Source organism: Streptomyces sp. NPDC043867, from assembly GCF_056435845.1.
Genome location: NZ_JBWKDS010000005.1, coordinates 23,218 through 49,356 on the forward strand (window position 1 = coordinate 23,218; position 26,139 = coordinate 49,356).

The 26,139-nt window shown below is 72.7% G+C and carries 28 protein-coding genes and 1 riboswitch; of the genes, 17 read left to right on the forward strand and 11 right to left on the reverse strand.

The genetic code is table 11. The annotated features are described in order from the left end of the window. Window positions 1-59: 59 nt before the first annotated feature. The 5 genes from AC069T_RS06575 to AC069T_RS06595 all read left to right on the forward strand — a co-directional run bounded on the left by AC069T_RS06575 (window position 60) and on the right by AC069T_RS06595 (window position 4,706). Entirely contained in the window at window positions 60-503 is a 444-nt protein-coding gene (locus AC069T_RS06575; protein ID WP_478781675.1) for an SRPBCC family protein, read from the forward strand. A 531-nt stretch (window positions 504-1,034) separates the two neighbouring features. Then, window positions 1,035-2,204 (forward strand): ArsA family ATPase, encoded by a 1,170-nt coding sequence (locus tag AC069T_RS06580; RefSeq protein ID WP_478781676.1) that lies wholly within the window; start codon window positions 1,035-1,037, stop codon window positions 2,202-2,204. 101 nt (window positions 2,205-2,305) lie between these two features. Then, window positions 2,306-2,773: a DUF5304 domain-containing protein gene (locus AC069T_RS06585; protein ID WP_478781677.1), complete on the forward strand. Its 468-nt coding sequence runs from the start codon at window positions 2,306-2,308 to the stop codon at window positions 2,771-2,773. Window positions 2,774-2,827: 54 nt separating this feature from the next. After that, entirely contained in the window at window positions 2,828-3,781 is a 954-nt protein-coding gene (locus tag AC069T_RS06590) for an ROK family glucokinase (RefSeq protein WP_476755365.1), read from the forward strand. A gap of 154 nt (window positions 3,782-3,935) precedes the next feature. Continuing rightward, window positions 3,936-4,706 (forward strand): endonuclease/exonuclease/phosphatase family protein, encoded by a 771-nt coding sequence (locus tag AC069T_RS06595; RefSeq protein WP_478781678.1) that lies wholly within the window; start codon window positions 3,936-3,938, stop codon window positions 4,704-4,706. Between the two features lie 66 nt (window positions 4,707-4,772). Here the strand turns inward: AC069T_RS06595 and AC069T_RS06600 are convergent, their stop codons facing one another. Then, a complete protein-coding gene (locus AC069T_RS06600) occupies window positions 4,773-5,450 on the reverse strand; it encodes a hypothetical protein (protein ID WP_478781679.1) in 678 nt (225 codons plus the stop codon). Then, window positions 5,443-6,252, reverse strand: a complete 810-nt coding sequence (locus tag AC069T_RS06605) for an alpha/beta hydrolase (protein ID WP_478781680.1) — start codon at window positions 6,250-6,252, stop codon at window positions 5,443-5,445. Before AC069T_RS06605 ends, AC069T_RS06600 begins: the two co-directional genes overlap by 8 nt. A 221-nt stretch (window positions 6,253-6,473) precedes the next feature. On the opposite strand from AC069T_RS06605, the gene AC069T_RS06610 reads away from it, so the two are divergent. The 4 genes from AC069T_RS06610 to AC069T_RS06625 all read left to right on the forward strand — a co-directional run bounded on the left by AC069T_RS06610 (window position 6,474) and on the right by AC069T_RS06625 (window position 10,593). Continuing rightward, the gene (locus AC069T_RS06610) at window positions 6,474-7,286 is read left to right on the forward strand and encodes a lysophospholipid acyltransferase family protein (RefSeq protein WP_476755368.1); all 813 of its coding nucleotides are present in this window, start codon (window positions 6,474-6,476) and stop codon (window positions 7,284-7,286) included. Window positions 7,287-7,319: 33 nt separating this feature from the next. Continuing rightward, window positions 7,320-8,555, forward strand: a complete 1,236-nt coding sequence (macS, locus tag AC069T_RS06615; protein ID WP_478781681.1) for a MacS family sensor histidine kinase — start codon at window positions 7,320-7,322, stop codon at window positions 8,553-8,555. A gap of 147 nt (window positions 8,556-8,702) precedes the next feature. Beyond that, the gene (locus tag AC069T_RS06620) at window positions 8,703-9,410 is read left to right on the forward strand and encodes a response regulator (RefSeq protein WP_478781682.1); all 708 of its coding nucleotides are present in this window, start codon (window positions 8,703-8,705) and stop codon (window positions 9,408-9,410) included. 154 nt (window positions 9,411-9,564) lie between these two features. Next, the gene (locus AC069T_RS06625; RefSeq protein ID WP_478781683.1) at window positions 9,565-10,593 is read left to right on the forward strand and encodes a 6-phosphofructokinase; all 1,029 of its coding nucleotides are present in this window, start codon (window positions 9,565-9,567) and stop codon (window positions 10,591-10,593) included. Between the two features lie 72 nt (window positions 10,594-10,665). On the opposite strand, the gene AC069T_RS06630 is transcribed toward AC069T_RS06625, so the two are convergent. Both AC069T_RS06630 and AC069T_RS06635 read right to left on the reverse strand, forming a co-directional pair. Continuing rightward, window positions 10,666-12,564 carry an anthranilate synthase family protein gene (locus AC069T_RS06630; protein ID WP_478781684.1) on the reverse strand — a complete coding sequence of 633 codons (1,899 nt, stop codon included), beginning with the start codon at window positions 12,562-12,564 and terminating at the stop codon, window positions 10,666-10,668. A 113-nt stretch (window positions 12,565-12,677) separates the two neighbouring features. After that, a complete protein-coding gene (locus AC069T_RS06635) occupies window positions 12,678-12,734 on the reverse strand; it encodes a trp operon leader peptide (protein WP_071528813.1) in 57 nt (18 codons plus the stop codon). 162 nt (window positions 12,735-12,896) lie between these two features. On the opposite strand from AC069T_RS06635, the gene AC069T_RS06640 reads away from it, so the two are divergent. The 3 genes from AC069T_RS06640 (at window position 12,897) to AC069T_RS06650 (ending at window position 15,974) form a co-directional block, all read left to right on the forward strand. After that, window positions 12,897-14,060, forward strand: a complete 1,164-nt coding sequence (locus AC069T_RS06640) for a glycoside hydrolase domain-containing protein (RefSeq protein ID WP_478781685.1) — start codon at window positions 12,897-12,899, stop codon at window positions 14,058-14,060. A 147-nt stretch (window positions 14,061-14,207) separates the two neighbouring features. After that, complete coding sequence (locus AC069T_RS06645) at window positions 14,208-15,560, forward strand: class II 3-deoxy-7-phosphoheptulonate synthase (protein WP_476755374.1); 1,353 nt, start codon at window positions 14,208-14,210, stop codon at window positions 15,558-15,560. A 162-nt stretch (window positions 15,561-15,722) separates the two neighbouring features. Further along, the gene (locus AC069T_RS06650) at window positions 15,723-15,974 is read left to right on the forward strand and encodes a (2Fe-2S)-binding protein (protein ID WP_478781686.1); all 252 of its coding nucleotides are present in this window, start codon (window positions 15,723-15,725) and stop codon (window positions 15,972-15,974) included. Between the two features lie 22 nt (window positions 15,975-15,996). Here the strand turns inward: AC069T_RS06650 and bfr are convergent, their stop codons facing one another. Beyond that, window positions 15,997-16,476, reverse strand: coding sequence for a bacterioferritin (gene bfr / locus AC069T_RS06655; RefSeq protein ID WP_478781687.1), 480 nt, complete (start codon window positions 16,474-16,476; stop codon window positions 15,997-15,999). Window positions 16,477-16,630: 154 nt separating this feature from the next. Between bfr and AC069T_RS06660 the strand changes: the two genes are divergently transcribed. After that, window positions 16,631-17,263, forward strand: coding sequence for a sulfite oxidase-like oxidoreductase (locus AC069T_RS06660; RefSeq protein WP_478781688.1), 633 nt, complete (start codon window positions 16,631-16,633; stop codon window positions 17,261-17,263). A gap of 17 nt (window positions 17,264-17,280) precedes the next feature. Here the strand turns inward: AC069T_RS06660 and AC069T_RS06665 are convergent, their stop codons facing one another. The 6 genes from AC069T_RS06665 to thiO form a co-directional block, all read right to left on the reverse strand. After that, window positions 17,281-17,781 carry a DUF4396 domain-containing protein gene (locus AC069T_RS06665; RefSeq protein WP_478781689.1) on the reverse strand — a complete coding sequence of 167 codons (501 nt, stop codon included), beginning with the start codon at window positions 17,779-17,781 and terminating at the stop codon, window positions 17,281-17,283. A 68-nt stretch (window positions 17,782-17,849) separates the two neighbouring features. After that, window positions 17,850-18,719 carry a deoxyribonuclease IV gene (locus AC069T_RS06670; RefSeq protein ID WP_478781858.1) on the reverse strand — a complete coding sequence of 290 codons (870 nt, stop codon included), beginning with the start codon at window positions 18,717-18,719 and terminating at the stop codon, window positions 17,850-17,852. Window positions 18,720-18,821: 102 nt separating this feature from the next. Beyond that, complete coding sequence (gene pknB, locus AC069T_RS06675) at window positions 18,822-20,750, reverse strand: Stk1 family PASTA domain-containing Ser/Thr kinase (RefSeq protein ID WP_478781690.1); 1,929 nt, start codon at window positions 20,748-20,750, stop codon at window positions 18,822-18,824. Window positions 20,751-20,871: 121 nt separating this feature from the next. Next, a complete protein-coding gene (locus AC069T_RS06680) occupies window positions 20,872-21,666 on the reverse strand; it encodes a thiazole synthase (RefSeq protein WP_476755380.1) in 795 nt (264 codons plus the stop codon). A 4-nt stretch (window positions 21,667-21,670) separates the two neighbouring features. Then, complete coding sequence (gene thiS, locus AC069T_RS06685; protein WP_478781691.1) at window positions 21,671-21,871, reverse strand: sulfur carrier protein ThiS; 201 nt, start codon at window positions 21,869-21,871, stop codon at window positions 21,671-21,673. Continuing rightward, the gene (gene thiO, locus AC069T_RS06690; RefSeq protein ID WP_478781692.1) at window positions 21,868-23,064 is read right to left on the reverse strand and encodes a glycine oxidase ThiO; all 1,197 of its coding nucleotides are present in this window, start codon (window positions 23,062-23,064) and stop codon (window positions 21,868-21,870) included. Before thiO ends, thiS begins: the two co-directional genes overlap by 4 nt. Continuing rightward, a riboswitch (TPP riboswitch) is annotated at window positions 23,062-23,174 on the reverse strand. It overlaps the preceding gene by 3 nt. Before the next feature lie 51 nt (window positions 23,175-23,225). On the opposite strand from thiO, the gene AC069T_RS06695 reads away from it, so the two are divergent. From AC069T_RS06695 to thiE, 4 genes are all read left to right on the forward strand, one after another. Next, window positions 23,226-23,576 (forward strand): avidin-fold protein, encoded by a 351-nt coding sequence (locus AC069T_RS06695; RefSeq protein ID WP_478781693.1) that lies wholly within the window; start codon window positions 23,226-23,228, stop codon window positions 23,574-23,576. Between the two features lie 32 nt (window positions 23,577-23,608). Continuing rightward, complete coding sequence (locus tag AC069T_RS06700; RefSeq protein ID WP_478781694.1) at window positions 23,609-24,835, forward strand: NAD(P)/FAD-dependent oxidoreductase; 1,227 nt, start codon at window positions 23,609-23,611, stop codon at window positions 24,833-24,835. Between the two features lie 89 nt (window positions 24,836-24,924). Continuing rightward, the gene (locus tag AC069T_RS06705) at window positions 24,925-25,296 is read left to right on the forward strand and encodes an Rv2175c family DNA-binding protein (protein WP_478781695.1); all 372 of its coding nucleotides are present in this window, start codon (window positions 24,925-24,927) and stop codon (window positions 25,294-25,296) included. An 88-nt stretch (window positions 25,297-25,384) separates the two neighbouring features. Then, window positions 25,385-26,071: a thiamine phosphate synthase gene (gene thiE, locus AC069T_RS06710; protein ID WP_478781696.1), complete on the forward strand. Its 687-nt coding sequence runs from the start codon at window positions 25,385-25,387 to the stop codon at window positions 26,069-26,071. Window positions 26,072-26,139 lie beyond the last annotated feature (68 nt).

The following is a 26,139-nucleotide window of genomic DNA, read 5'->3' on the forward strand; positions in this document are numbered from 1 at the left end:
GCTGCACACACGTGCGCAGCACCCTTCCTCACCGGACCGCATCTGGAGGAGCCACCGCGATGGCGGAACACACCAGCTCGAGCATCACGATCGAGGCGGCACCGGCCGACGTCATGGCGGTGATCGCGGACTTCGCCCGCTACCCCGACTGGACCGGCGAGGTGAAGGAGGCGCAGGTGCTCGCCACGGACGCGCGGGGCCGCGCCGAGCAGGTGCGTCTGGTCATGGACGCGGGTGCCATCAAGGACGACCAGACGCTCGGGTACACCTGGACCGGCGACCACGAGGTCTCCTGGACCCTGGTCAAGTCCCAGATGCTGCGCTCGCTGGACGGCACGTACCTCCTGAAGCCGGCCGGCGCCGGCGCGACCGAGGTCACCTACCGGCTGACGGTCGACGTCAAGATCCCCATGCTCGGCATGATCAAGCGCAAGGCCGAGAAGGTCATCATCGACCGCGCACTGGCGGGCCTGAAGAAGCGAGTGGAGTCCGGCGACAAGTAGCCCCGGGGCACCCGGGAGTCAGGACACCTCCCGCCCCAGGCCGACGACCTCCAGCCCGTCCGTCCGGCCACCTCCCGACCCGGCCGGAGTTATCCAGTCATCCATCCGGTCGCCCCTGGACCCCGGCCGGAATCATCAGCCCGTCCGGCGTTTGAGGACGAGCCCTTCGGGCGACCGACGCCCACCGGACCTAGGGCCTGTCGTTTGGATCACGCCGGCGTCGCGGGGTCTGGCACGCACATCTGCGGCGTTGTCGTCGGTCGCCGACGCTCCGCGTCGACTCCCTCCTCCGCCTTGCAGCTGCACGCGCCAGACCCCGCTCGGGTCGGTCACGACGAACCGTCGGTCACAGCCAGCATGATCCAAACGACAGGCCCTAGGCCGACTCGCGACAACCGCCAGGCAGGCAAACTCGCCCGGGCGCCCCCGGCCCCGCAGGCAAACTCGCCCGGACGCCCCGGCCCCGCCGGCGAGAACCGCCCAGGTGAGCCAGCTCCCCCGGCCGGCAAGGCCCAGGTACCGTTCACCCCCATGCGCACCATCCTGATCACCGGCCAGGGCGGCACCGGCCGCACCACCGTCGCCGCGGCCACCGCGCTGAAGGCCACCCGCGAGGGCACCCGCACCCTCGTCCTGAGCGCCGACCGCACCGACACCCTCGGCGCCGTCCTCGGCGTCCGCACCGGCGCGGAACCCGTCGAGGCCGCACCGAACCTGGCCGCCTGGCGCCCCGACGCGGCGGAACGCTTCCGTGACGACCTCACCGCCATCCAGGAGCGCGCCACCAGCGCCCTCGACCTCCTCGGCGCCACCCGCCTGGACGCCGAGGAAGTCACCCCGCTGCCCGGCGCCGAGGAACTCGCCCTGCTCCGCGCCCTGCGCGACGCGGCGACCTCGGGACCGTACGACCTGCTGGTGGTGGACCTCCCGCCGGCCCCGCAGGCGCTCGTCCTCCTCTCCCTCCCCGAGGAGCTGCGCCGCTATCTGCGCCGGCTGCTCCCCGCGGAACGCCAGGCGGCCCGCGCCCTGCGCCCCCTGCTCGGCCGGCTGGCCGGCGTACCGATGCCCGCGGAGTGGCTGTACGAGACGGCCGCCCGCTGGGACGTCGAGCTGGCCGCCGCGGAGGCGGTCGTCGGGGACCCCGCCACGACCGTACGGCTGGTCGCCGAACCCGGTCCGGCCGGTGCCGACGCCGTACGCGCCGCCGCCACCGCCCTCGCCCTGCGGGGCCTGCGCGTCGACTCCCTGGTCGCCAACCGGGTCCTGCCCGGCGCCCCGAAGGACCCGTGGGCGGCCGCACTCGCCGCCCAGCAGTCCAAGGTGCTGGACGAGTGGCGGGCCACGTACGCCCTCCACGAGGTCCCGCACCTCGGCCACGACCCCCGCGGCGGCGACGACCTCACCGCGCTCGCCGTCCCCGGTGCGGGTGAATCCGGGCAGCCGGTCGAGTGGCCCGTCACCGACCACCTCGCCGACGACGGGGTGCTCGTCTGGCACATCCCGCTCCCCGGCGCGATACGCGAGGAACTGGACCTGGTCCGCCGAGGCGACGAACTCGTGGTCTCCGCCGGTCAGTTCCGCAGGATCGTCCCGCTGCCGTCCGTCCTGCGCCGCTGCACGGTGGCCGGCGCGGCCCTGCGCGAGGGCGAGCTGCGCGTCCGTTTCACTCCCGATCCCGGGCTGTGGCCGCAGGGCAGGTGACCGGATCGCAGGCGCCGCCGGGACACTGGGCCGCGGACACGTGAACCGCATACCCCCGTTCGGGTAACGTCGGAGGGACGAACCGTAGTCAGGAGTCCGCCATGAGCGAAGAGCGCTTCACGTCCGACGCCGCTCAGCAAGGGGCCGACGAGGTGCGAGCCGCCGACGCCGACGCCTGGGCGAAGGCGTGCGCCGAGGACCTCGCGGCGGAGAAGGCCCGCCGCCGGTCCGAGCAGGGCACGCCGCCCGGCTCCGCCGCCGAGGAACTGCGCAAACTCGTCGACGCCGTCGCCGACAAGCTGTCCGGCCTTCAGTCGCCCCTGTTCGGCACCGTCGCCTCGGGCACGGCCCAGCAGATGGTCAGCCAGGTCGTGCAGCAGGCCAAGGCGGCGGTGGAACCGGTCATCGAGCGCAACCCGGACGTCTTCGACCACCTGGCCGCCGCCGGCTCCGAGCTGCTCGCCGCCTACCGCTCGGCCGTCGAGGCCCAGGAGCGCCGCTGGACCGCACGGGGCACGGACCCCCGCGAGGAGGGCCCCGGTCCCGGGGAACACATCGACCTGGACTGAGGCCCCCTCGGGTACGGTTGCCCGTAGCGGGGCTCGACCGAAACTGAGGGATTCATGGGACTCACCATCGGCGTCGACATCGGCGGCACGAAGATCGCGGCCGGCGTGGTCGACGAGGAAGGCAACATCCTCTCGACCTTCAAGGTGCCGACCCCCACCACACCGCAGGCGATCGTGGACGCCATCGCCGCGGCCGTGGAGGGTGCCCGCGCGGGCCACGACATCGTGGGCGTGGGCATCGGTGCCGCCGGTTACGTCAACCGTCAGCGCTCGACCGTGTACTTCGCGCCGAACATCGACTGGCGGCAGGAGCCGCTGAAGGACGAGGTCGAGGCCCGCGTCGGCCTGCCGGTCGTCGTCGAGAACGACGCGAACGCCGCCGCCTGGGGCGAGTACAGGTTCGGTGCCGGCAAGGGGCACCGCAACGTCATCTGCATCACCCTCGGCACCGGCCTCGGCGGCGGCATCATCATCGGCAACAAACTGCGGCGCGGGCACTTCGGCGTGGCCGCCGAGTTCGGCCACATCCGGATGGTCCCGGACGGTCTGCTGTGCGGGTGCGGCAGCCAGGGCTGCTGGGAGCAGTACGCGTCCGGCCGGGCCCTCGTCCGCTACGCCAAGCAGCGGGCCAACGCGACCCCCGAGCGCGCGGAGACCCTGCTCTCGCTGGGCGACGGCACCCCCGACGGCATCGAGGGCAAGCACATCTCGATGGCCGCGCGGCAGGGCGACCCGGTGGCGGTGGACTCCTACCGCGAGCTGGCCCGCTGGGCGGGCGCCGGTCTCGCCGACCTGGCCTCCCTCTTCGACCCGTCCGCCTTCATCGTCGGCGGCGGCCTCTCGGACGAGGGCGAGCTGGTCCTCGACCCGATCCGCAAGTCGTACAAGCGGTGGCTGGTCGGCGGCAACTGGCGGCCGGTGGCCGACGTCATCGCCGCGCAGCTCGGCAACAAGGCCGGTCTCGTCGGGGCGGCGGACCTGGCCCGGGAGCCCGACCCCGTCATGTGACGCACTCGCTCCGCACAGCGCCCGCCGCCCCCCGAAAGGGGCCGGCGGGCGCTGTCGTGTGCCGGACGCGGCCCGGCGCCGCGGCGGGGCGGACCGCGCGCGGCAGGTGGCGCCCGGGACCTGCGCCGTGCCCGGCTGCCGTATCTTGATCGGCATGTCTGCGAGCACGCCGAGCGCGACCCGTCCGCTGCCCGACTCCCGTACCGACGCCGACGGTTCGGCCGTCGTCCGAGTGCTCAGCTACAACATCCGGTCGATGCGTGACGACACCGACGCGCTCGCCCGGGTGATCAGAGCCTGCGCACCCGACCTGGTCCTCGTCCAGGAGGCGCCGCGCTTCTTCCGCTGGCGCAAGAAGCTGGCCCGGCTCGCGGCGGCCTCGGGGCAGGTGGTCCTGTCGGGCGGTGCCACGGCCGCCGGCCCTGCCGTCCTGTGCAGTCTGCGCGCGACGGTCGAGCGCACCGAGGACGTACTGCTCCGGCTCACCCCGGGTCTGCACCGGCGCGGCTTCGCGACCGCGGTGGTCCGCTTCGGCGGCGTCCGCCTCGGCGTCCTGAGCTGTCACCTCTCGCTGCAGAAGGACGAGCGGTACGAGCAGGCGGGCCTGCTCGTCGACCGTCTCGCCGGACTCGGCACCCCGCACGCCGTCGCGGGCGGCGACCTCAACGAACGCCCCGGCGGCCGGGCCTTCGAGCGCCTCGCTGCGGGCCTCCGGGACTGCTGGGCGACCGCGCCCTGGGGCGGCGAGCACACCTCGACCCCGGCCACCCCCCACCAGCGCATCGACGCGATCTTCGCGACCCCCGGCATCGAGGTCCTGGGGTGCGGGGTGCCGCTCGGCCAGCCGGGGGTGACGGAGGCGGACCTGAGGGCGGCCACGGACCACCTTCCGGTGCTGGCCGCCCTCAGGATCCCCGCCGGCTGAGCCGGCGCCGGACGCGCGAAGGGCCCGGCCGGACGACGTCCGGCCCGGCCCCGATGTCACGCGGTGTCAGACGACAGCGCCCCGTCCGGGGTCGTCCTCGCCCTCGTCGTCGACCCGCATGCGCATCACCAGCGTGGCGAAGCCGCCGAGGAAGCCGCCGATGCCGAGGGTGGCGAGCCACCAGGTCATGTCCCAGCCGAGCAGGACGGCGAGGAGCAGCAGCACGGGACCGCCGAGCACCGCGAGCCAGGCGAACTTGGCCGTGGTGTCGCCCGCGGGCAGCGGGGGCGGCTCGGGCGGCACGAAGTGGCCCTCGTCGTCGTCGCCGAAGTCGTCATCGAGGGCGTCGGGGGACTCGTAGTCGCGGGGGCCGCCGGCGACGCCGGGTGCGAAGGCGACCGAGCTGCCGAGCGGTCTCGCGGACGCCGGGGGCTCCTGCGGGCGCCGGGACGGATCCCCCTGGTCCGGGGCTCCCGCCTCCGCGTCGCCCGTGCCGGAGTCGCCCGCGTCCGAGTCGTTCGTCTCCGAGTCGTTCGTCTCCGAGTCGTTCGTCTCCGGGGCGAGCAGGGCCAGGTCCTCCACGGACTTGAACGGCTTCGAGCCGGGCGGGTCCGGCGGCTCGGCACCGTATCCCGCGACGATCGCCACCCAGGCGGCCTGCTCGTCGAAGGGCACGCTCTGCTCGTCCCCGAGCGGCGGGTCCTTCTCGTCGGGCTCGCCGCGGTCCGCGTCGTACTCAGCCACCGGTGGCCGTCCCTTCCTGCTGACTCACCCGACCCGCTTCGGACTCCTTGCCGACGGCGGGCGCGAGCCGGCCGATGAACGCGTAGCTCTCGTCGAAGATCCGGTCCGCGTCATGGTCCAACGTCGCGACGTGGTAACTCTGTTCCAGCAGGATCTCGGTCACGTCCGTGGACGACACGCGGCCGAGGATGCGCGCCGAGTCCGCGGGCGGCACCACATGGTCCTGGGGGCTGCGCAGCAGCAGCATCGGCTGGGTGACCTGCGGCAGCTCGGCGTCGACGAGCCGGAAGAAGTTCCGCAGTGAGTGGGCGGCGTGCAGCGGCACCTTGTCGTAGCCGATCTCGACGCCGCCCTCCTTGGCGATGTCGCTGGTGAGCCCCTTCGTCGTGCGCACGACGTGCCGCAGGACCGGAAGGGCGTACGCGGAGAGTCCGTGCACCTTGTTCGCCGGGTTGACGACGACGATGCCGCTGATGTCGTCCCCGTGCCGGGCGGCCAGCCGCAGGGTCAGGGCGCCGCCCATGGACAGCCCGCAGACGAACACCCGGCTGCACCGCTCCCGCAGGGCGCGCAGCTCGCGGTCCACTTCCGCGTACCAGTCCTGCCAGCCGGTGAGCTGCATGTCCTCCCAGCGTGTGCCGTGTCCGGGAAGCAGCGGCAGCGCGACGGTGAGACCGCGCTCGGCGAGATACTCCGCCCAGGGCCGCAGCGACTGCGGGGAACCGGTGAAGCCGTGGCAGAGGAGGACGCCGATCTCTCCGCCTTCGTGGCGGTACGGCTCGGCTCCGGGAAGGACCGGCACCTTCGGTCTCCTTGTTCATGAGGGGCGGGAACGGTCAGGGGGCGGGCGTGCTGAACGGAAGACGGCACGACGACTGCGGCGGGACGGCCGCCCGAGGTTCGGGGCGTACTTCACCGTACGCGACCGCACTGACACCGACCAGGGTCGTCGGGGCCATTGGCAGTGCTCCGGGTTAAGGTCTCACCGACGACACAGGAGGCACTCGGTTGATCTACGGCGCAATGAAGTTTTCCATCGGAGGGCCGCTGAAGCTCGCCTTCAGGCCCTGGGTGGAAGGCCTCGAGAACATTCCCGCCGAGGGCCCCGCGATTCTGGCGAGCAATCATCTGTCGTTCTCGGACTCCTTCTTCCTCCCCGCGGTCCTCGACCGCAAGGTGACCTTCATCGCGAAGGCCGAGTACTTCACGACGCCCGGCATCAAGGGGCGGATGACGGCGGCCTTCTTCAAGGGCGTGGGCCAGCTGCCGGTGGACCGCTCCGGCGGGCGCGGCGCGGGCGAGGCGGCCATCAGGAGCGGGGTCGACGTCATCGAGCGCGGTGAGCTGTTCGGGATCTATCCCGAGGGCACGCGCTCGCCCGACGGCCGTCTCTACCGGGGCAAGCCGGGCGGCCTCGCGCGCGTGGCGCTCGCCACCGGCGCCCCGGTCATCCCGGTCGCGATGATCGACACGGAGAAGATCCAGCCTCCGGGCCAGGTGATGCCCAAGCTGATGCGGCCCGGCATCCGCATCGGCAGGCCGCTGGACTTCAGCCGGTACGGCGGCATGGAGCACGACCGCTTCGTGCTGCGCGCGCTGACCGACGAGGTCATGTACGAGATCATGAAGCTCTCCGGCCAGGAGTATGTCGACATGTACGCGACGGCCGCCAAGCGGCAGATCGCGGAGGCGGCGAAGGCGGAGAAGGAGGCCGAGAAGGCCGCCAGGGCCGCCCTCGCGCAGGCGGAGAAGGAGCGGGCCCAGGCCGCGAAGGACCTGGCGCAGCAGGAGACGGACCACAAGGAACGGGCACAGCGGGAACGGTCCGGCTCGTAGCCGCGTCCGTCGGGGTGGGGTGGGGTGGGGGACATGGCCAGACGCGAGAGAGTCATGAGGATGTCGGTCGAGCAGCCGCTGTGGCGTGCGCTCACCGCGTACCGCGTCCTCACCCTGTGCTACGCGATCGGCCTCTTCGTCACCGCGTACGACGAGTTCCCCCGCCCCTGGGTCGCCGTCGCCTACTACGTGGTGCTGGCCGCGTGGACCCTCGCGACCCTGCCCCGGGTCTCCGGCGCCGCCGCCTGCACGAAGCCGTTCCTCACCGCCGACCTCACCGTCGCGCTCGCCGGCGTCCTGCTCACCCGGGTCGCCGACGACGTGTCCCGGATAGAGGCGGGCGGCCCGACCCTGCCGTCGATCTGGACCGCCGGGTCCGTGCTGGCCTTCGCGATCAAGGGCGGCTGGCGCTGGGCGGCCTTCGCCTCCACGCTGGTCGCGGTGGTCAACATCGCCGAGCGCGGCGCCCCGACCCGCGACACCGTCCACAACGTGATCCTCGTCTGGGTCGCCTCCATCGCCATCGGTTACGTCGTCGAGGTCGCCCGCGCCTCCGAGCGCACCCTCGCCCGGGCCCTGGAGATCGAGGCCGCGACCCGCGAGCGCGAGCGCCTGGCCCGTGACATCCACGACGGCGTGCTCCAGGTCCTCGCCATGGTGCAGCGGCGCGGTGCGGTGCTCGGCGGCGAGGCGGCCGAGCTGGGCCGGCTGGCGGGCGAGCAGGAGGTGGCGCTGCGCTCGCTGGTGTCCGGCGGCCTCGTACCGGTCTCCCGGGTCTCCGAGGACGCCGCGCTCGGGGCCGTCGTCCGCGCGGTCGACGAGCCGGACGGCGACACGGACGGCGACACGGACGGCGACCCCGTCGACCTGCGTCCCCTGCTCGCCCGGTACGCCCGCGCGCACGTCACCCTGTCCGAGCCCGGCGCGCCCGTGCCGCTCGCCCCGGCCGCCGCCCGGGAGCTGGCCGGCGCGGTCGGCGCCGCCCTGGACAACGTCGCCAGGCACGTCGGCGAGAGCGCCCGCGCCTGGATCCTGCTGGAGGACGAGCCGGACGCGGTGATCGTGACCGTGCGCGACGAGGGCCCCGGCATTCCGGAGGGGCGGCTCGCGCAGGCGGAGGGGGAGGGGCGGCTCGGGGTCGCCCTCTCGATCCGCGGCCGGCTGCGCGACATCGGCGGCACCGCCGAGCTGATCTCGGTCCCGGGGCAGGGCACGGAGGTCGAGCTGAGGGTCCCGAAGGCCGCGTGGGAGGCCGCGGAGACACGCTGACCCGGACGCCGGACGCCGGTGCCGGTGCCGGTGCGGGTGCCTCCGAGGACGACGAACGAGAACGACAGGCAGAACGACGAACGAGAACGACGAGCAGGACGACGAGCAGGACGACGACAACGCGATGACGAGGACGACGGGGCAGTGATGACGGAGATGACGGGGGCCACGGAGGCCGCACAGCAGGTGGGCAAGGATCCGATCAGGGTGATGGTCGTCGACGACCACCCCATGTGGCGCGACGCGGTCGCGCGCGACCTCGCCGAGGCCGGCTTCGACGTGGTCGCCACGGCGGGCGACGGCGAGCAGGCCGTACGCCGGGCCCGGGCCGTGTCGCCGGAGGTCCTCGTCCTGGACCTGAACCTGCCCGCCAAGCCCGGCGTCCAGGTCTGCAAGGAGCTGGTGGGAGCCGATGCCGCGCTGCGCGTCCTGGTCCTGTCGGCCAGCGGCGAGCACGCGGACGTCCTGGAGGCGGTCAAGTCCGGCGCCACCGGCTATCTGGTGAAGTCGGCGTCCACGGAGGAACTGATCGACGCGGTGCGCCGTACGGCGGTCGGCGACCCGGTGTTCACCCCCGGCCTCGCGGGCCTGGTCCTCGGCGAGTACCGCAGGCTCGCCTCCGAGCCCGCGCCCCCCGCCGGGGACGAGCCCAGGGCCCCGCAGCTCACCGACCGGGAGACCGAGGTCCTGCGTCTGGTCGCCAAGGGGCTGAGCTACAAGCAGATCGCCGAGCGCCTGGTCATCTCGCACCGCACGGTGCAGAACCACGTGCAGAACACCCTGGGCAAGCTCCAGCTGCACAACCGGGTGGAGCTGGTGCGCTACGCCATAGAGCGCGGCCTCGACGACGCCTGACGCCCTGCCGGGAGCGCCGAAACCCCACCTACGAGTGAAGTACGTGATCAACTCCCGGACATTGCACCGGAATTGACCATCCGCCCCATGCCGAAGTGACCTGGATCACTACTAGCGTGAGTCCTGTCAGGCATCCCCGGCGAAGGGACTTTCCATGCGGGTCGGAGTACTGACCGGAGGCGGCGACTGCCCCGGGCTCAACGCCGTCATCCGGGCCATCGTCCGCAAGGGCGTGCAGGAGTACGGCTACGACTTCGTCGGCTTCCGGGACGGCTGGCGGGGTCCCCTGGAGAACCGCTCCGTGCGGCTCGACATCCCGGCCGTGCGCGGCATCCTGCCCCGCGGCGGCACCATCCTCGGCTCCTCGCGCACCAACCCCCTCAAGCAGGAGGACGGTGTCCGCCGGATCAAGGAGAACCTCGCCAAGCAGGAGGTCGGGGCGCTCGTCGTCATCGGCGGCGAGGACACCCTCGGGGTGGCCGGCCGACTCAACGACGAGTACGGCATCAGCACCATCGGCGTCCCGAAGACCATCGACAACGACCTCTCCGCCACCGACTACACCTTCGGTTTCGACACCGCCGTCGGCATCGCCACCGAGGCCATCGACCGGCTGCACACCACCGCCGAGTCCCACATGCGCGTCCTCGTCTGCGAGGTGATGGGGCGGCACGCGGGCTGGATCGCCCTCCACTCGGGCCTTGCCGGCGGCGCGAACGTGATCCTGATCCCCGAGCAGCGCTTCGACGTCGACCAGGTCTGCGCCTGGGTGACCTCACGCTTCAAGGCCTCGTACGCCCCGATCGTGGTCGTCGCCGAGGGGGCCATGCCCAAGGACGGCGACATGGTCCTCAAGGACGGCACGCTCGACTCCTTCGGGCACGTCCGGCTCTCCGGCGTCGGCGAATGGCTGGCCAAGGAGATCGAGCGGCGCACCGGCAACGAGGCGCGGACCACGGTCCTCGGGCACGTCCAGCGAGGCGGCACCCCGAGCGCGTTCGACCGCTGGCTCGCCACCCGGTTCGGACTGCACGCCATCGAGGCGGTCCGCGACGGCGACTTCGGCACGATGGTCGCCCTGCGCGGCACCGACATCGTCCGCGTCCCGATCTCGGAGGCCACGGCCAGGCTGAAGACCGTCGACCCGAAGCTGTACGAGGAGGTCGGCGTCTTCTTCGGCTGATCCCGGCCCCCGTCGGCCGGGACACACCGATACCCTCGCGGCCCCCGGCCGACCGGCGCCCCGGTGGTTCGACTACACCGCGGGCCGCCGCTCGGAGAACGTCCTCGTGCCGTCGCCCGAGCCCAGCTGAGCCAGCAGCTCCCGGACGACGTCCGTACCGCGCAGCGTCAGCACCGACTCCGGGTGGAACTGCACCCCCGCGAACCCGGGACCGCGCAGGGCGTGCACCTCCCCGGTGCCGCCGCGGCCGACCTCGACGCCCCGGGCGAGGAGCGCGGCGCGGGCCTCGTCGTCGCAGCGCGCCACGAAGCTGTTGTAGAAGCCGACGGTCTCGGTGCGCCCGAACAGGTCGACGTCCGTCTGCGCGCCCTGGTACGGCACGTCCTTGCGGACGATCTCCAGGCCCAGTTCGGCGGCGATCAGCTCATGGCCGAGGCACACGCCCAGCACCCCGTGCCGGTGCCGGCGGAGCACCTCGGCGGTCAGTGAGCGCAGGAACCGCATCTTGGGATCGGTCCGGTCCGAGGGGTCGCCGGGGCCGGGGCCGAGGACCACCGGGCCCGCGTGCGCGAGGACCGCCTCCCGCAGCCCGGGTTCGTCGTACCGCCGCACGCTCACCTCGAGACCGGAGGACCGCAGCAGGTGCGCCAGCATCGCCGTGAAGGTGTCCTCGCCGTCCACGACCAGCGCGTGGCCGGTCAGGTCGGCGGCCCGCTCCCGCATCCGCAGCCAGAACGGCGCGAGCGCGGCCCGCCGCCCGTCGAGCGCGGCCCGCACCCGCGGATCGTCGGCCAGCCGCGGCCGTACGCCCTCGGCCGGCGGCCTGCCGGGACGCACGCCCAGCGCGGTGAGCACCCCGGCGGCCTTCGCGTGTGTCTCGGCGACCTCGCTCGCGGGATCCGAGCCGCGGACCAGCGTGGCGCCCACCGGCACGCGCAGCCGCCCGTCCGCGTCGATGTCGGCGGTCCGGATGAGGATGGGGGAGTCGAGGGTCTGCGTCCCGCCCGCGTCCCGCCCGACGAGGGCCAGCGCCCCGGCGTAGTAGCCGCGCCCGCCCACCTCGTGCCGCTCGATCACCCGGCACGCGTTCTGCACCGGCGACCCGGTGACGGTCGCCGCGAACATGGTCTCTCGCAGGACCTCGCGCACGTCCAGCGAGCTCCGGCCCCGCAGCTCGTACTCGGTGTGCGCGAGATGGGCCATCTCCTTCAGCCGAGGCCCGATCACCACACCGCCCCGGTCGCCGACGGTGCACATCATCTTGAGCTCCTCGTCGACGACCATCGAGAGCTCCTCGATCTCCTTGCCGTCGGCCAGGAAGTCCAGCAGGCCCTCGGGCGTCGGCCCCTGCGCCGGATAGCGGTAGGTCCCGCTGATCGGGTTCATCACGACGGTCCCGCCGGACATCCGGACGTGCACCTCGGGGCTGGCCCCGACCAGGGTCCGGTCCCCGGTGTGCACGACGTACGTCCAGTACGCGCCCCGCTCGCCGACCAGCAGCCGCCGGAAGAGGGCGAGGGCGTCGGCCCGGTCGAACCCCGGGATCCCGCCCTCGTACGTCCGGCGGATGACGAAGTTCGCTCCCTCGCCCCGCCCGATCTCCTCGTCCAGCACCCGGCCGACGATGCGGGCGTACTCCTCGTCGGCGACGTCGAAGCCCCCGCCCTGGACACGCACGTCGTGCGACGGGAGCTGCGCGAGCGCCTGTTCCAGCGGGATCCGGTACGTCTCCTCGGCGGTCAGCACCGCGAGCGGCGTCCCGTCGTCGCGCACGTCGAAGCCGCGCTCGCGGATCTGCCGGAAGGGCACCAGGGCCAGGGACGGGCGCTCGCCCACGGGGATGTCGGCCAGCCGGTCGACCACGCGCACCGGGCCGAGCAGCAGCTCCACCGTGTCGTGGTCGTGGCCGGGGGTGCGCCGGCGCAGCAGGGCGAACGGGCGGGGGTCGTCGAGCAGGTCGGTCAGGTTCATCGGTCCTGTTCCTTCTCTCGGGGAGGGCGAGCTCTGCGGAGAGGAACGGCCGGGCCGGAAAACACCGAAGGCCGCCCCTCGGGCGGCCTTCGCGAAGTCTTGCGTACGCGCAGTCAGTGGGCCGCCGGATGAGCGGTCCACCACCAGTTCTGGGTCGAGTGCGCGAACATGCGCCGCACCTTACCCGACAGCCCGGCCCGGCAACAGCGTGAACCGGACCGGCGAGGGGTTCACGGGTGGCCCCGCGCGGCCATGGATGGCCAGGAAGCCCGACCGAGGAGAGAGCCATCCATCCACTGCGTTCACCCCAGTTCCGGCGCGGCCGTGCCCGCGTGCTCACCGTGCTCGCCGCGGCCACGGCCCTCGCCGCCGGCCCGCTCGACACCGCCCCCGCGGCGCCGCGGACCTCCGGCGACACCGTCGACGTCAGCTACCGAGGCCATGTGTTCACCGTCCCCGCCTCCTGGCGGGTCGTGGACCTGGAGAAGAACCCGGACGCCTGTGTCCGCTTTGACCGGCACGTGCTGTACCTCGGCACACCGGGCGACCGGCAGAACTGCTCCGCCGACCCGGCGGGGCGCACGGAAGCGCTGCTGGTGCAGCCCGCCGCGGACACCGGGACCGAGGTCACCGAGAACCGCACGGCCGGCACGTACCGCGCCACCGCGGACCGCATCGCCGTCACCGCCGCCTACGGACAGGACCGCGCGCGGATCCGGGAGATCCTGCGCAGCGCCGGTCTGCCCGTAGCCTCCGCACGGGCCGAGACGCTCACCGGGGCGCCGGCCGCCCTCCCCGCCGACGCGACGTCCTTCCGGGGGAAGGGTTTCGACGCCTGCACCGCTCCGAGCCAGTCGGCCATGGACGCCTGGAAGGACACGTCCGGCTACGGCGCCGTCGGCGTCTACCTCGGCGGGATCAACCGCGCCTGCGCCCAGCCCGAGCTCACCGCGAGCTGGGTACGGACGCAGTACACCAACGGCTGGCGCTTCTTCCCGCTCTACGTCGGCCGGCAGCCCACGTCCGACGGCGGCAGCTGCGGGAGCGGCTGCGCGGCCATCACGGACCCGGTGCCGCAGGGCACGGCAGCGGCCGACGACGCGGCCCGGCAGGCGGAGGCACTCGGGTTCGGCGCGGGAACGGTGATCTACAACGACCTGGAGCACTACACGCGCGGCGGGACGGTCACCCAGCGCGTCCTCGCGTACCTGGAGGCCTACACCGTGCGCCTGCACGAGCTGGGCTACCGCTCCGGGGCGTACGGCAGCGCCACCTCCCTCGTCCCGGACCTGGTCGCGAACGCGGACGGCACCACCCTCCCCGACGTGATCCACTTCGCGCGCTGGAACGACTCCGCCACCACCTCCGACCCGTCGATCCCGGCGAACCTGTGGGCGGACCACCAGCGCATCCACCAGTACGCGGGCGACCGGTCCGAGACCCACGGCGGGGTGAAGATCGGCATCGACCGCAACCAGCTCGACGTGGGCCCCTGAGCCCGCGGCCTCCCGGGCGGGTCCGCCGCGGCGGACCCGCCGACGGCCGCGTGCCGCCGTCCGCGGCAGGGCACCGTCCGAGCGCCCGCCGTCTCACTTGATGAGCAGGTGGTCGGACGCCCGACACGACCCCGTAATGTTGGGGAGGTGACCGTGAACGCTAAGTCCAGCGCGAGCGCTGGCAACACCTGGCGAGACCTTCCCGCGGCGCAGCAGCCCGAGTACCCCGATGCCGAGGCTCTGCGCGATGTGATCGCGGACCTCGAGTCGTATCCGCCGCTCGTCTTCGCGGGCGAGTGCGACCAGCTGCGCGCCCGGTTGGCGTCCGTCGCCAAGGGAGAGGCGTTCCTTCTCCAGGGCGGCGACTGCGCCGAGGCCTTCGACGCGGTGTCCGCCGACCAGATCCGCAACAAGCTCAAGACCCTGCTCCAGATGGGCGCCGTGCTCACGTACGCCGCCTCGGTGCCGGTCGTGAAGATCGGCCGAATCGCCGGCCAGTACTCCAAGCCGCGCTCCAAGCCGACCGAGACCCGCGACGGTGTGACGCTCCCCACCTACCGGGGCGACTCCGTGAACGGCTTCGACTTCACCGAAGCCGCCCGCATCCCGGACCCCGAGCGCCTGAAGCGGATGTACAACGCCTCCGCCTCCACGCTCAACCTGGTGCGCGCCTTCACCACCGGCGGTTACGCCGACCTGCGCCAGGTGCACGCCTGGAACCAGGACTTCGTGAAGTCGTCCCCGTCCGGCCAGCGCTACGAGCAGCTCGCCCGGGAGATCGACCAGGCGCTGAACTTCATGCACGCCTGCGGGGCGGACCCGGAGGAGTTCAAGACCGTCGAGTTCTACGCCTCCCACGAGGCGCTGCTGCTGGACTACGAGTCGGCGCTGACCCGCGTGGACTCGCGTACGGGCCGGCTGTACGACGTCTCGGCCCACATGGTCTGGATCGGTGAGCGCACCCGTCAGCTGGACGGCGCGCACATCGAGTTCGCCTCGAGGATCCGCAACCCGATCGGCATCAAGCTCGGCCCGACGACGACGGCCGAGGAGGCGCTCCAGTACATCGAGCGCCTCGACCCGGACCGCGAGCCCGGCCGTCTCACCTTCATCGTGCGCATGGGCGCGGACAAGGTCCGCGACAAGCTGCCCGAGCTGGTCGAGAAGGTCACCGCCTCCGGCGCGGCCGTCGCCTGGATCACCGACCCGATGCACGGCAACACCTACGAGGCGGCCTCCGGTCACAAGACCCGGCGCTTCGACGACGTGCTCGACGAGGTGAAGGGCTTCTTCGAGGTCCACAAGGCGCTGGGCACCCACCCGGGCGGTATCCACGTCGAGCTCACCGGTGACGACGTCACCGAGTGCGTGGGCGGCGGCGACGAGATCTTCGTCGACGACCTGCACCAGCGCTACGAGACGGCCTGCGATCCCCGCCTCAACCGCAGCCAGTCCCTCGACCTGGCCTTCCTGGTCTCCGAGATGTACCGGGACCAGTAGCAGATCAGCAAGGGTCTCGCCTGTTACGGCGGCGTGAAATGGGGCGCGGATCACATGCGATCCGCGCCCCATCCCACTTTTGCGGGGCCTCGGGCTATGGGTAAGGTTAGGTTTGCCTCACCGATCAGTCGGGACGGCATGACCCATGGATCCCGTCGGGAGGTGAGCCGCGTGTTCGTCTGCAACTGCTTCGGTGTCACCGAGGCCCAGGTGAAGCAGCACGCGCAGGCCGGTGCCTGCACCCCCCGCCAGATCGCCTCGGCCTGCAAGGCCGGCACGGACTGCGGTTCGTGCGTACGCCGCATCCAGGCCCTGCTCGGCCGCGGTGCGACCCCGCGCCCCGAGCTCATGGACCGGGGTCGGCCGGTCCTCGCCGGCACCACGGAGTCCGCCGCCCTGGACGAGGCTGCCTGACCCTCCCGTCTCCCGCGGCGGCTCAGCCCTCCGGCTGCTCGATCAGCTGCGCGATGTAGAGCGCCTCGCCGAGTTTCCCGACCAGTTCCAGCTGGGTGTCCAGGTAGTCGATGTGGTGCTCCTCGTCCGCGAGGATCGACTCGAAGATGTTCGCGGAGGTGATGTCGCCCTTCGCGCGCATCACCTCGATCCCGCGCCTGAGGCGGTCGATCGCCTCGACCTCGACCTGCCGGTCCGCCTGGAACATCTCGGTGACCGTCTGTCCCACCCGGACGTGAAAGAGCCGCTGGTAGTTCGGCAGGCCGTCAAGGAAGAGGATCCGGTCGGTGAGCAGCTCGGCGTGCTTCATCTCGTCGAACGACTCGTGCCGCGTGTACTTCGCGAGCTTCGTCCAGCCGAAGTTCTCCTGCATCTTCGCGTGCAGGAAGTACTGGTTGATCGCGGTGAGCTCGGCGGTCAGCTGCTCGTTGAGGAATTCGAGGACCTCGGGGTCGCCCTGCATCGCAGAGGCTCCTTCCAGGCGGGAAGTGGGCAGGTTGCGCCGCATCCTCGCACCGGCACCCGGGGCCGTCCAGTAAGTGCACGCTTAGTAGGAGTTGCCCGAATCGGGACAGGCCTGGTCATGTGCACCGTCCCAGGTCTGTCAGGATGGAGTCATGGGTCAGTCGGTGGAGCGGGAATCTGGAGAAGCGGCACAGCCGGATCTTCCCCCGGGGCAGCGACTGCAGCGCGGCTGGCCCGTCACGCACTACGGCCCGGTGCCCAAGTTCCGCCCCGAGCGCTGGGAGTTCCGGGTCTTCGGTGCCACCGCCGACCAGGAGAAGCGCTGCTGGACCCACGAGGAGTTCACGGCCCTGCCGTACGCCACCGTCGTGGCCGACCTGCACTGCGTGACGAAGTTCAGCATGGTCGGGGCCGAATGGGGCGGCATCCCCGCGCGCACGATCCTGCGGAGCGCCCCGCCGGCTCCCTCCGTCACCCATGTGATGGTCTGGGCCGAGTACGGATTCAGCTCGAACCTGCGGCTCGACGACTTCGCGTCCGAGCGCACGATCTTCGCCACCCACAAGGACGGCGAACTGCTCACCGCCGAGCACGGCTTCCCGCTCCGCCTGGTCGTCCCGCACCTGTACGCCTGGAAGGGCCCCAAGTGGGTCCGCGGCGTGGAGTACATGACGGCCGACCGCCGCGGCTTCTGGGAGGAGCGCGGCTATCACAACGTCGGCGACCCCTGGCGCGAGCAGCGCTACTCCTACCAGGAGGAGCCCGGGGACGGCCCCGAGCTCTGACCCTCCCGGTGCGGGCGTCAGTGGTGGTACCGGTGCACCACCGCGTGGCCCTTGCCGCGGCCGATCATCCACCGGTTCACCGGTGTCGTCACCACGAAGGCGACCACGAGCGAGACCGCCAGCGCGCCCCAGAACAGCAGGTCGTCGAGGTGCGCCTCCATGGCGCCCGGCCACAGGGCGATCACGGTGTTGTCGATCATCTCCATCACCGCGATGGACAGCGTGTCCGCGGCCAGTGCGACCCGCAACGCGGTCCTGATGGCGACACCCGCCCCGAGGATCCCGCGCAGCGTGAGCGCGTAGCCGAAGAGGAAGGCCAGGATGATGGCCAGGACCATCGTGGGTACGTTGCCCCAGCCGAGCGCGGTCCCGATCACCATGCCGAGCACCTCGCCGATGGCGCAGCCGGTCAGGCAGTGGAGGGTGGCCCGGGCGGCCGTGGCCCAGGTGACCGGGGCGTGGGCGTCGGTGTGGCCATGGTCGCGGTGAGCGTGTCCGGTGTGCGCGTCGTGCTGCATGAGAAGCCCCCAGCGTCAGGTATCGGTTCCCGCAGCTGACGGAACCGTATACCCCCCTGGGGTATTCCTCAACGAAGTCCGCCGTCGCGGAGTTTCTTCAGCCGCTCGATGTCCGCCGCGTGCCCCTCCTTGCCGCCGGGGGTCTCGATGACGAGGGGGACGCCCGCGGTGGCCGGGTGGGTCATCAACGCGCGGAACGGGTCCTCGCCTATGTGGCCGGAGCCGATGTTCGCGTGGCGGTCCTTGTGGGCGCCGACCACGTCCATGGAGTCGTTGGCGTGGATCAGCCGCAGCCGTCCGGCGCCGACGGTGGAGACCAGCAGGTCGAGGGTCTGGTGCATCCCGTCCGGCCCGGTCAGGTCGTGGCCCGCCGCGAAGATGTGGCAGGTGTCGAGGCAGACGCCCAGCCGCGGATGGGCGTCGAGCGCCTCGAAGTAGGGCGCGAAGTCCCAGGTGCGGGAGCAGAGCGAGGCACCCTGGCCGGCCGTCGACTCCAGCAGCAGGTACGGGTCGTCGTCGTGGGTCAGCTCGTCGAGCAGCGGCAGCATCCGCTCCCGTACCTGCGCGAGGGCCGTGGCCCGCTCCCGTCCGCCGGTGGCGCTCCCGGTGTGCACGACCACGCCGAGCGCGCCGATCTCCCGGGCCCGGCGCAGGGAGTGGCGCAGCGACAGCACCGACCGCTCGGCGGTCGCCTCCGTGTGCGAGCCGAAGTTGATCAGATACGGGGCGTGGACGTACGCCGGGACCGACTCGGCGGCGCAGGCCGCGCGGAACGCCTCGTCCTGCTTCGGGTTGCCGGCCGGGGTCGCCCAGCCGCGCGGGTTGGCGACGAAGACCTGGACGGCTTCGGCGCCCAACTCGCGCGCATAGGCCAGGCCGACGGTGGAGAGGCCGCCCGCCACCGGGACATGGCCGCCGACGGGGTTGCGGAGCTGCATGCTTGTCACGCCCTTCAGGGTGTCACGCGCTGCCGTGTGCTCCGGCCCCGGATGTCCCAGGGGGCAGGACCGGCCCGCCCCCGGGGAGCGGGCCGGCTTCGCTCAGCGGATCTCGATCGTGATCGTCGACCCCTTGGGGGCCTTGTCCCCGCCGTCCACCGACTGGTTCTCGACCGTGTCCCCGAAGAACCCGAGGAGCCCCCGGTCCTCGTCGACCTCGAACCCGGCGTCCTCGAGCCGCTGCGTCGCCTTTTCCACGCTGTCGCCCACGACGTCCGGGACCTCGATCATCTCCGGGCCCTTGGAGAGCGTCAGCGTCACCGTGTCGCCCTCGGCGAGCCGCCGGCCGTCGTCCCCCTTCGGTTTCTGCTCGACGACCTCGTCCTTGTCGAACTCCGACGACGTGACCCGCCCGGCGGCGACCTTGACCTTCAGGCCCGCGTCCTCCAGCTCCTCGGTCGCGTCCTCGACCGACGAACCCGTGACGTCGGGCACGTCCACCGCCCTGCCCCTGCTCACGGTGATCGCGATGGCCGACCCGGCGTGCCGCTCGGTGCCGGTGGCGGGGTCCGTACCGATCACGGCCCCCTTGGCGATGTCGTCGCTGAAGTCCCGCGTCACCATGCCGGCCGCCAGGCCCGCCGACTTCAGCCGGTCCCTGGCGCCGCTGAGCGTCTCGCCCTCCAGATCCGGCACCTTCACGAGCTCGGGCCCCTTGGAGATGGTCAGCGTCACCGAGTCGTTCTCCCGGATCCGCTCGCCCACCCCCGGGTCGATCCCGCTGACCGTGCCGCGTTCGACGGTGTCGCTGAAGTCGCGCTCGACCTTCTTGACGTCCAGGCCGGCCGCCTCGAGCCGGTCGCGCGCCTGCGCCTCGGTCTTCTCCAGCACGGGAGGGACCTTGGTGAACTGGCCGGAGTTGATGTACCAGACGCCCGCACCGACGCCGAGCACCAGCAGGACGGCCGCGACGATCGCGAACAGGCCGCGCCGGGGCCGCGTCCCGCGCCGCCGCGGCGTGACCGGCGGACTCTCGAAGCGGCTGGTCCGGTTCAGCGCGGCGTCGTCCTCGTTCACCGGCAGCGGCCGCTGCCCGGACAGCGAGCGCGGGATCACGCTCGTCCGGTCCTCGGCATTGTCGTGGTCCGCGGTCACGGCCTTCGGCGGTACCGCGTCCAGCTGCTCGGGGCTCAGCCCGCCCCGCGCCTCCAGCACCTGCGCGAGCATCGCCACCGCGTCGTACGGGCGCGCCTCGGGGTTGCGGGCGGCAGCCGAGGCGACCAGGTCGTCGAGGGCAGGCGGCAGCCCCGGCACGGCGGCCGACGGCGGCGGCACGTCCGCGTTCAGGTGCTGGTAGAGCACCTGCGCGGGGGAGTCGCCGGAGTGCGGCTTCTCGCCGGTGAGCATCTCGTAGAACACGACGCCGCACGCGTACACGTCGACGCGCGGGTCGGCCGTGCCGTGCTCCATCTGCTCGGGGGCCAGATAGGAGACGGTGCCGAGGACGGACCCCGTGGTGCTCGTCACCGTGTCCACGGCCCGGACGAGACCGAAGTCCGCCACCTTGACCCGGCCGTCGTCCCCTATGAGGACGTTCTCCGGCTTCATGTCGCGGTGCACGAACCCCGCGCGGTGTGCGGCCCCGAGGGCGGCGAGCACCGGCTCCAGGATGTCGAGCGCGGCCCGCGGCTGCAGCGCCCCGCGCTCGCGCAGCACGTCACGCAGGGTGCACCCGGCGACGTACTCCATGGCCAGGTAGACGTACGACCCGTCCGTCCCCTGGTCGAAGACCTGCACCACGTTCGGGTGGGCGAGCCGGGCCACGGACTTCGCCTCCCGGATGAACCGCTCGACGAAGGAGCCGTCGGCGGCCAGCGTGGGGTGCATCACCTTGAGCGCGAGCACGCGGTCCAGGCGGGTGTCCAGGGCACGGTAGACCGTAGCCATCCCGCCGACCGCGATCCGCGCGTCGACGCGGTAGCGGCCGTCGAGCACCTGCCCGACAAGCGGGTCCTGAAGGGTCGTATCCACGCAGGTGAGTCTACGAGCCGCCACTGTCACGCCCACCCGGTCCGCCCGATCCGGGGGCGGAATGCAGCAGACCTGTGACTGTTGTGCGGCCTCACGGACGCGCTTGCGGACCGCCCTCGCGTCAGAAGGCGGGGCGCTCGGGATCCAGCCGCGCACGCCCCTGAACCGGGGAGGACGCCTCGGCGAAGTGCCTGCGCGGGATGCGGCCCGCCCGGTACGCCAGCCGCCCCGCCTCGACCGCGTGCCGCATGGCGTCGGCCATCAGCACCGGCTCCTGGGCCCGGGTCACGGCTGAGGCGAGCATCACACCGGCGCACCCCAGCTCCATGGCGAGCGCGGCGTCCGAGGCCGTACCGGCTCCCGCGTCCAGGATGACCGGCACACGCGCGTGCTCCACGATCAGCTGGAAGTTGTGCGGGTTGCGGATCCCGAGGCCGGAGCCGATGGGCGAGCCCAGCGGCATGATCGCGGCGCAGCCGACGTCCTCCAGCCTGCGCGCCAGCACGGGGTCGTCGTTCGTGTAGGGCAGCACGGTGAAGCCGTCGTCGACCAGCGTCTCGGCGGCGTCCAGCAGCTCGATCGGGTCCGGCAGCAGGGTGCGCTCGTCGGCGATGACCTCCAGCTTGACCAGGTCGGTGCCGAGGGCCTCGCGGGCCAGCCGCGCGGTCAGGACGGCCTCGCCCGCGGTGAAGCAGCCCGCCGTGTTCGGCAGGACGCGGATGCCGAGCCGGTCGAGCACGGACAGCACCGAGCCGTGCGCCTGTGGGTTGACCCGGCGCATCGCGACCGTCGTCAGTTCCGTGCCGGAGGCCGCCAGGGAGCGCTCCAGCACGTCCGGGCTGGGGGCGCCGCCGGTGCCCATGATCAGGCGGGACGAGTAGGACGTACCACCGAGGACGAAGGGGTCGTCGGCCATGGGGTCAGCCTCCTTGGACGGCGGTGAGGACTTCGACGCGGTCTCCCTCGGCGAGGGCCGTCGAGGCCCACCGGGTGCGCGGGACGACGGTCTCGTTCAGGGCGGCGGCGACCCCGGAGGGGGCCGCGGTGAGGGTCGCGACGAGCGCGTCGAGCGCGGTGCCCGGGGCGACGTGCCGCCGCTCCCCGTTGACGTGGATGTTCATGCGGGCTGCTCCGTGCGGGCCGTGCTGAAGCGTTCGGGTGTGAAGGGGCGTGCCTCGTCCGGGAGTTCACCGGTGGTGAGGACGTGGGCCATGGCGTCGCCGGTGACCGGGGTGAGCAGCACGCCGTTGCGGTAGTGGCCGGTGGCCAGCAACAGGCCGTCCAGCCCGGTCGGGCCGAGCAGCGGCGCGTTGTCCGGCGAGCCGGGGCGCAGTCCGGCGCGCGTCTCGGTCAGCGGCAGCTCGGTGATCCCGGGGACCAGTTCGTGCGCGTCGCGCAGCAGTTCGTACACCCCGCCCGCGGTGACCGTGGTGTCCCAGCCCAGCTCCTCGCTGGTGGCGCCCACGACCAGCTCACCGCTCTCGCGGGGCACCAGGTAGACGTGGCTGCCGCGCACGACGGCGCGCACGGTCCGGCTCAGGAACGGCGCGTACCGCTTCGGTACGGTCAGCCGCAGCACCTGCCCCTTCACGGGGCGCACCGGCGGCAGCAGGTCGTCGGGGACGCCCGCCAGCCGGCCGCTGAGGCTGCCCGCGGCGAGGACCACCTGGCCGGCCGCAAGGGCGGTGCCGTCGCGGGTGAGCACCCCGGCGGCCCGGCCCCGTACGACGGTCAGGTGCTCGGCCCAGGTGCGGTGGAGGACCACCCCGGCCCGCTCGCAGGCCGCGACCAGGGCGGCGGCGAGCCGGCGCGGGTCGACCTGGTGGTCCCCGTCCACCCGCAGCCCGCCGCGCACGCCCGGGGCGAGCATCGGCTCCAGACGGCGGCAGTCGCGACCGCTGAGCCACTCCGACTCCAGGCCCGAACGCTGCTGCAGGGCGTGCAGTTCGCGCAGGTGCGCGCGGTCGTCGGCGTCCAGCGCGACGGCGAGCGTGCCGCACCTGCGGTAACCGGGGTCGAGGCCGGTCACCTCCATCAGCTCGGCCACGAAGTCCGGATAGCGGCGCGCGGACGCCAGGTTGAGGCCCAGCAGGGTCTGCTCGCCGTAGTGCAGTTCGGTGACGGCGGCCAGCATGCCTGCGGCCACCTGCGCGGCTCCGCCGCCCGGCTCGGGGTCGACGACCGCGGTGCTGAGCCCCCGTTGTGCGGCCCGCCAGGCGGTCACCAGCCCGATGATGCCACCGCCCACGACGAGGACGTCCGGGATCCCCGCGGACCCCGGTGCGGTGGGCGCGGCGTGCGACATACGCGACATGGGCGTCCAGCCCCTCCCTTCGCCGGCATGACCCGGATCAGGTTCGTACGGTCGGAGGCCGCCCAGCCTCCCTCTCAGCCCGGTGCGTCCGGGCTCCCGCGTGTGCTTTACGTTGGCCACCCTAGCCCGTCGCCCCGGACCCCAGTAGAGGAGTTCCCCGCATGGCCCGCTCGCTCGACGGCCTCGTCCTCGCCCCGGTCTCCGACCAGGCGCCGGGCCAGGTCGGCACCCGCACCCGGTTCGCGTACCACGAGCGGAACGGGGAGATCTGGGCCGAGTACTCGGGCGGGGATGTCGTACGAGGTCATCTCGTGGGTAGGCGTGAGGGTGACCGCCTCGACTTCCGGTACGTGCAGCTGAAGCGCGACGGAACGACCTCTTCCGGGCACTGCGTGTCCTCGGTCGTCGAGCTGGCCGACGGACGGGTACGGCTTGAGGAGAGCTGGCAGTGGGAGTCGCAGGAGGGCAGCGGGACGAGCGCGGTGGAGGAGATCACCCCGCGCACCCGATGACTGACGGGCCGTCAGGTGTCTATGGTGATCAGGTGAGCGAGCAGACGCGGGCTGAGGAACGCACGGCGCGGCAGGTCGTCGTCGTGGGCGCGGGCATGGCCGGGGTGCAGACCGCGGTCGCCCTGCGCGAACAGGGCTTCGCCGGCACGGTGACGCTGATCGGCGCGGAGCCGCACCAGCCGTACGACAGGCCGCCGCTGTCCAAGGCGGTGCTGCTCGGCAAGGCCGAGGGCTCCGCCTTCGACGTCGACTTCGAGGCGCTCGGCATCGAACTGCGCCTCGGCTGCGAGGTGCTCGGGGTGCGCCCCGCGGACCACGAGCTGGACACCGCCGAAGGCCCCGTGCCGTACGACGTCCTGGTCCTCGCGACCGGAGCGGAACCGGTCCGGCTGCCCGGCACGGAGGGCGTCCCGGGAGTCCATCTGCTGCGCACCCTGGACGACGCCGAGCGGCTGCGCCCGGTCCTCGCCGAGCAGCACGACATCGTGGTCGTCGGCGCGGGCTGGATCGGCGCCGAGTTCGCCACCGCGGCGCGCGAGGCCGGCTGCACGGTGACCGTCGTCGAGGCCGCCGACCGGCCGCTGGCCGGGGCGCTGCCTCCCGAAGTGGCCGCGCCCATGGCGGGCTGGTATGCCGACAGCGGAGCCGCGCTGCGCACGCACGCGCGCGTGGAGCGCGTCGAGCCCGGCGCCGTCGTCCTCGACGACGGCTCGCGGGTGCCGGCGGGCGCGGTCGTCGTCGGCATCGGGGCCCGCCCCGCGACCGGCTGGCTCACCGGCTCCGGCATCGAGCTCGGCGCCCACGGCGAGATCGTGGCCGACGCGCACCTGCGCGCCTCCGCGCCCGACGTCTACGCGGTCGGCGACTGCGCCTCCTTCCCCTCGGGGCGGTACGAGGGGCGCCTGCTGGTCCACCACTGGGACAACGCCCTTCAGGGACCGCGCACGGTGGCGGCGAACATCATCGGCGAGACCCCCGCGGTGTACGACCCGGTGCCCTACTTCTGGTCCGAGCAGTTCGGGCGCTTCGTGCAGTACGTGGGCCACCACGCGTCCGCCGACACCACCCTGTGGCGCGGCGACCCGTCGGGCGCCGCGTGGACGGTGTGCTGGCTGCGCGAGGGCCGCCTGGTCGCGCTGCTCGCGGTGGGCCGGCCCCGGGACCTGGCCCAGGGACGCAAGCTCATCGAGGCGGGCACGCCGATGGACGCGGCCGCCCTGACGGACCCGTCGAAGCCGCTGAAGACGGCCGCGGCGTAGCGGATGCCGCCCCGGCCGCCCCGGCCCCCCTCCCCAGGTCGGACGGGCCCGGCTTCCGACTGTCGGTCCCGGATGGCAGGCTTGTCCCCGTGACCGAGATTGACGCAAAGATCGATGCTCTCGTCCCCGAGTGGCTCACCCTTCCCGACATCGCCGAGATGCTCGGCGTCGAGGTGACCCGCGTCCGGCAGCTGGTGAAGGACGGCCAGCTCATCGCCGTACGCCGTGGTGAGAACCGCGCGCTGCACGTCCCCGCCGCCTTCATCGACGGGGCCGAGCAGAAGGTGGTCAAGGGCCTGTCCGGCACCCTGACGCTCCTGCGGGACGACGGCTACAACGACGAAGAGATGCTGGAGTGGCTCTTCACCCCCGACTCGAGCCTGCCCGGCACCCCCGCGCAGGCTCTGAGCGAGAATCGCGGCACGGAGGTGAAGCGCCGCGCCCAGGCGCTCGCCGTCTGATCCGACGACAACCTTCCGGTGTACGGACCACGACCCGCCGGCCCGGCCGGCCGCGGTCCGTACACCGCCGACCACGGGGGACCCCACGATGCCCGAGACCGGTGCCGCCGCCCGCGCACAGCTCGCCGACGCCCGCCTGTACCTGTGCACGGACGCCCGCAAGCGCCAGGGCGACCTCCCCGAGTTCCTCGACGCGGTTCTGGCGGCCGGTGTCGACCTGGTGCAGCTGCGGGACAAGAGCCTGGAGGCGGCGGAGGAGCTCGCGTACCTGGAGCTGTTCGCGGACGCCTGCCGCCGGCACGGCGCGCTGCTCTCGGTGAACGACCGGGCGGACGTGGCCCACGCGATCCGCGCCGCGCATCCGGCCGGCGCCCAGATCCTCCACCTCGGCCAGGGCGACCTGCCGGTCCCCGCGGCCCGCGCCGTCCTCGGCGACGACATCCTGATCGGACGCTCCACGCACGCGGAGTCCGAGGTTGCGGCCGCCGCGGTCCAGGAGGGCGTCGACTACTTCTGCACGGGTCCTTGCTGGCCCACCCCCACCAAGCCGGGCCGCCACGCGCCGGGCCTCGACCTGGTCCGGTACACCGCCTCGCTGGACACCGACCGCCCCTGGTTCGCCATCGGCGGCATCGACCTCGGCAACGTGGACCAGGTCCTGGAGGCCGGCGCCCGCAGGGTCGTCGTCGTCCGCGCGATCACCGAGGCGGACGATCCGGGAGCGGCGGCCGGCGCGTTCGCGAAGCGGCTGCGGGACGTCCGGCCGCCGCCGTGACGCCCGGTGTCCGAGGGATGGACAAGAAGCCGACGAATCGGGACGAATCCCATCTCTCCGGTTGGGTG

Excerpts from the sequence above, each read along its gene's own strand:
- AC069T_RS06575 (WP_478781675.1), top strand. The coding sequence starts at position 60 with ATGGCGGAACACACCAGCTCGAGCATCACGATCGAGGCGGCACCGGCC.
- AC069T_RS06580 (WP_478781676.1), top strand. The coding sequence starts at position 1,035 with ATGCGCACCATCCTGATCACCGGCCAGGGCGGCACCGGCCGCACCACC.
- AC069T_RS06585 (WP_478781677.1), top strand. The coding sequence starts at position 2,306 with ATGAGCGAAGAGCGCTTCACGTCCGACGCCGCTCAGCAAGGGGCCGAC.
- AC069T_RS06590 (WP_476755365.1), top strand. The coding sequence starts at position 2,828 with ATGGGACTCACCATCGGCGTCGACATCGGCGGCACGAAGATCGCGGCC.
- AC069T_RS06595 (WP_478781678.1), top strand. The coding sequence starts at position 3,936 with ATGTCTGCGAGCACGCCGAGCGCGACCCGTCCGCTGCCCGACTCCCGT.
- AC069T_RS06610 (WP_476755368.1), top strand. The coding sequence starts at position 6,474 with ATGAAGTTTTCCATCGGAGGGCCGCTGAAGCTCGCCTTCAGGCCCTGG.
- macS (WP_478781681.1), top strand. The coding sequence starts at position 7,320 with ATGGCCAGACGCGAGAGAGTCATGAGGATGTCGGTCGAGCAGCCGCTG.
- AC069T_RS06620 (WP_478781682.1), top strand. The coding sequence starts at position 8,703 with ATGACGGAGATGACGGGGGCCACGGAGGCCGCACAGCAGGTGGGCAAG.
- AC069T_RS06625 (WP_478781683.1), top strand. The coding sequence starts at position 9,565 with ATGCGGGTCGGAGTACTGACCGGAGGCGGCGACTGCCCCGGGCTCAAC.
- AC069T_RS06630 (WP_478781684.1), bottom strand. The coding sequence starts at position 12,564 with ATGAACCTGACCGACCTGCTCGACGACCCCCGCCCGTTCGCCCTGCTG.
- bfr (WP_478781687.1), bottom strand. The coding sequence starts at position 16,476 with ATGCAGGGCGACCCCGAGGTCCTCGAATTCCTCAACGAGCAGCTGACC.
- AC069T_RS06660 (WP_478781688.1), top strand. The coding sequence starts at position 16,631 with ATGGGTCAGTCGGTGGAGCGGGAATCTGGAGAAGCGGCACAGCCGGAT.
- AC069T_RS06665 (WP_478781689.1), bottom strand. The coding sequence starts at position 17,781 with ATGCAGCACGACGCGCACACCGGACACGCTCACCGCGACCATGGCCAC.
- AC069T_RS06670 (WP_478781858.1), bottom strand. The coding sequence starts at position 18,719 with ATGCAGCTCCGCAACCCCGTCGGCGGCCATGTCCCGGTGGCGGGCGGC.
- AC069T_RS06680 (WP_476755380.1), bottom strand. The coding sequence starts at position 21,666 with ATGGCCGACGACCCCTTCGTCCTCGGTGGTACGTCCTACTCGTCCCGC.
- thiS (WP_478781691.1), bottom strand. The coding sequence starts at position 21,871 with ATGAACATCCACGTCAACGGGGAGCGGCGGCACGTCGCCCCGGGCACC.
- thiO (WP_478781692.1), bottom strand. The coding sequence starts at position 23,064 with ATGTCGCGTATGTCGCACGCCGCGCCCACCGCACCGGGGTCCGCGGGG.
- AC069T_RS06695 (WP_478781693.1), top strand. The coding sequence starts at position 23,226 with ATGGCCCGCTCGCTCGACGGCCTCGTCCTCGCCCCGGTCTCCGACCAG.
- thiE (WP_478781696.1), top strand. The coding sequence starts at position 25,385 with ATGCCCGAGACCGGTGCCGCCGCCCGCGCACAGCTCGCCGACGCCCGC.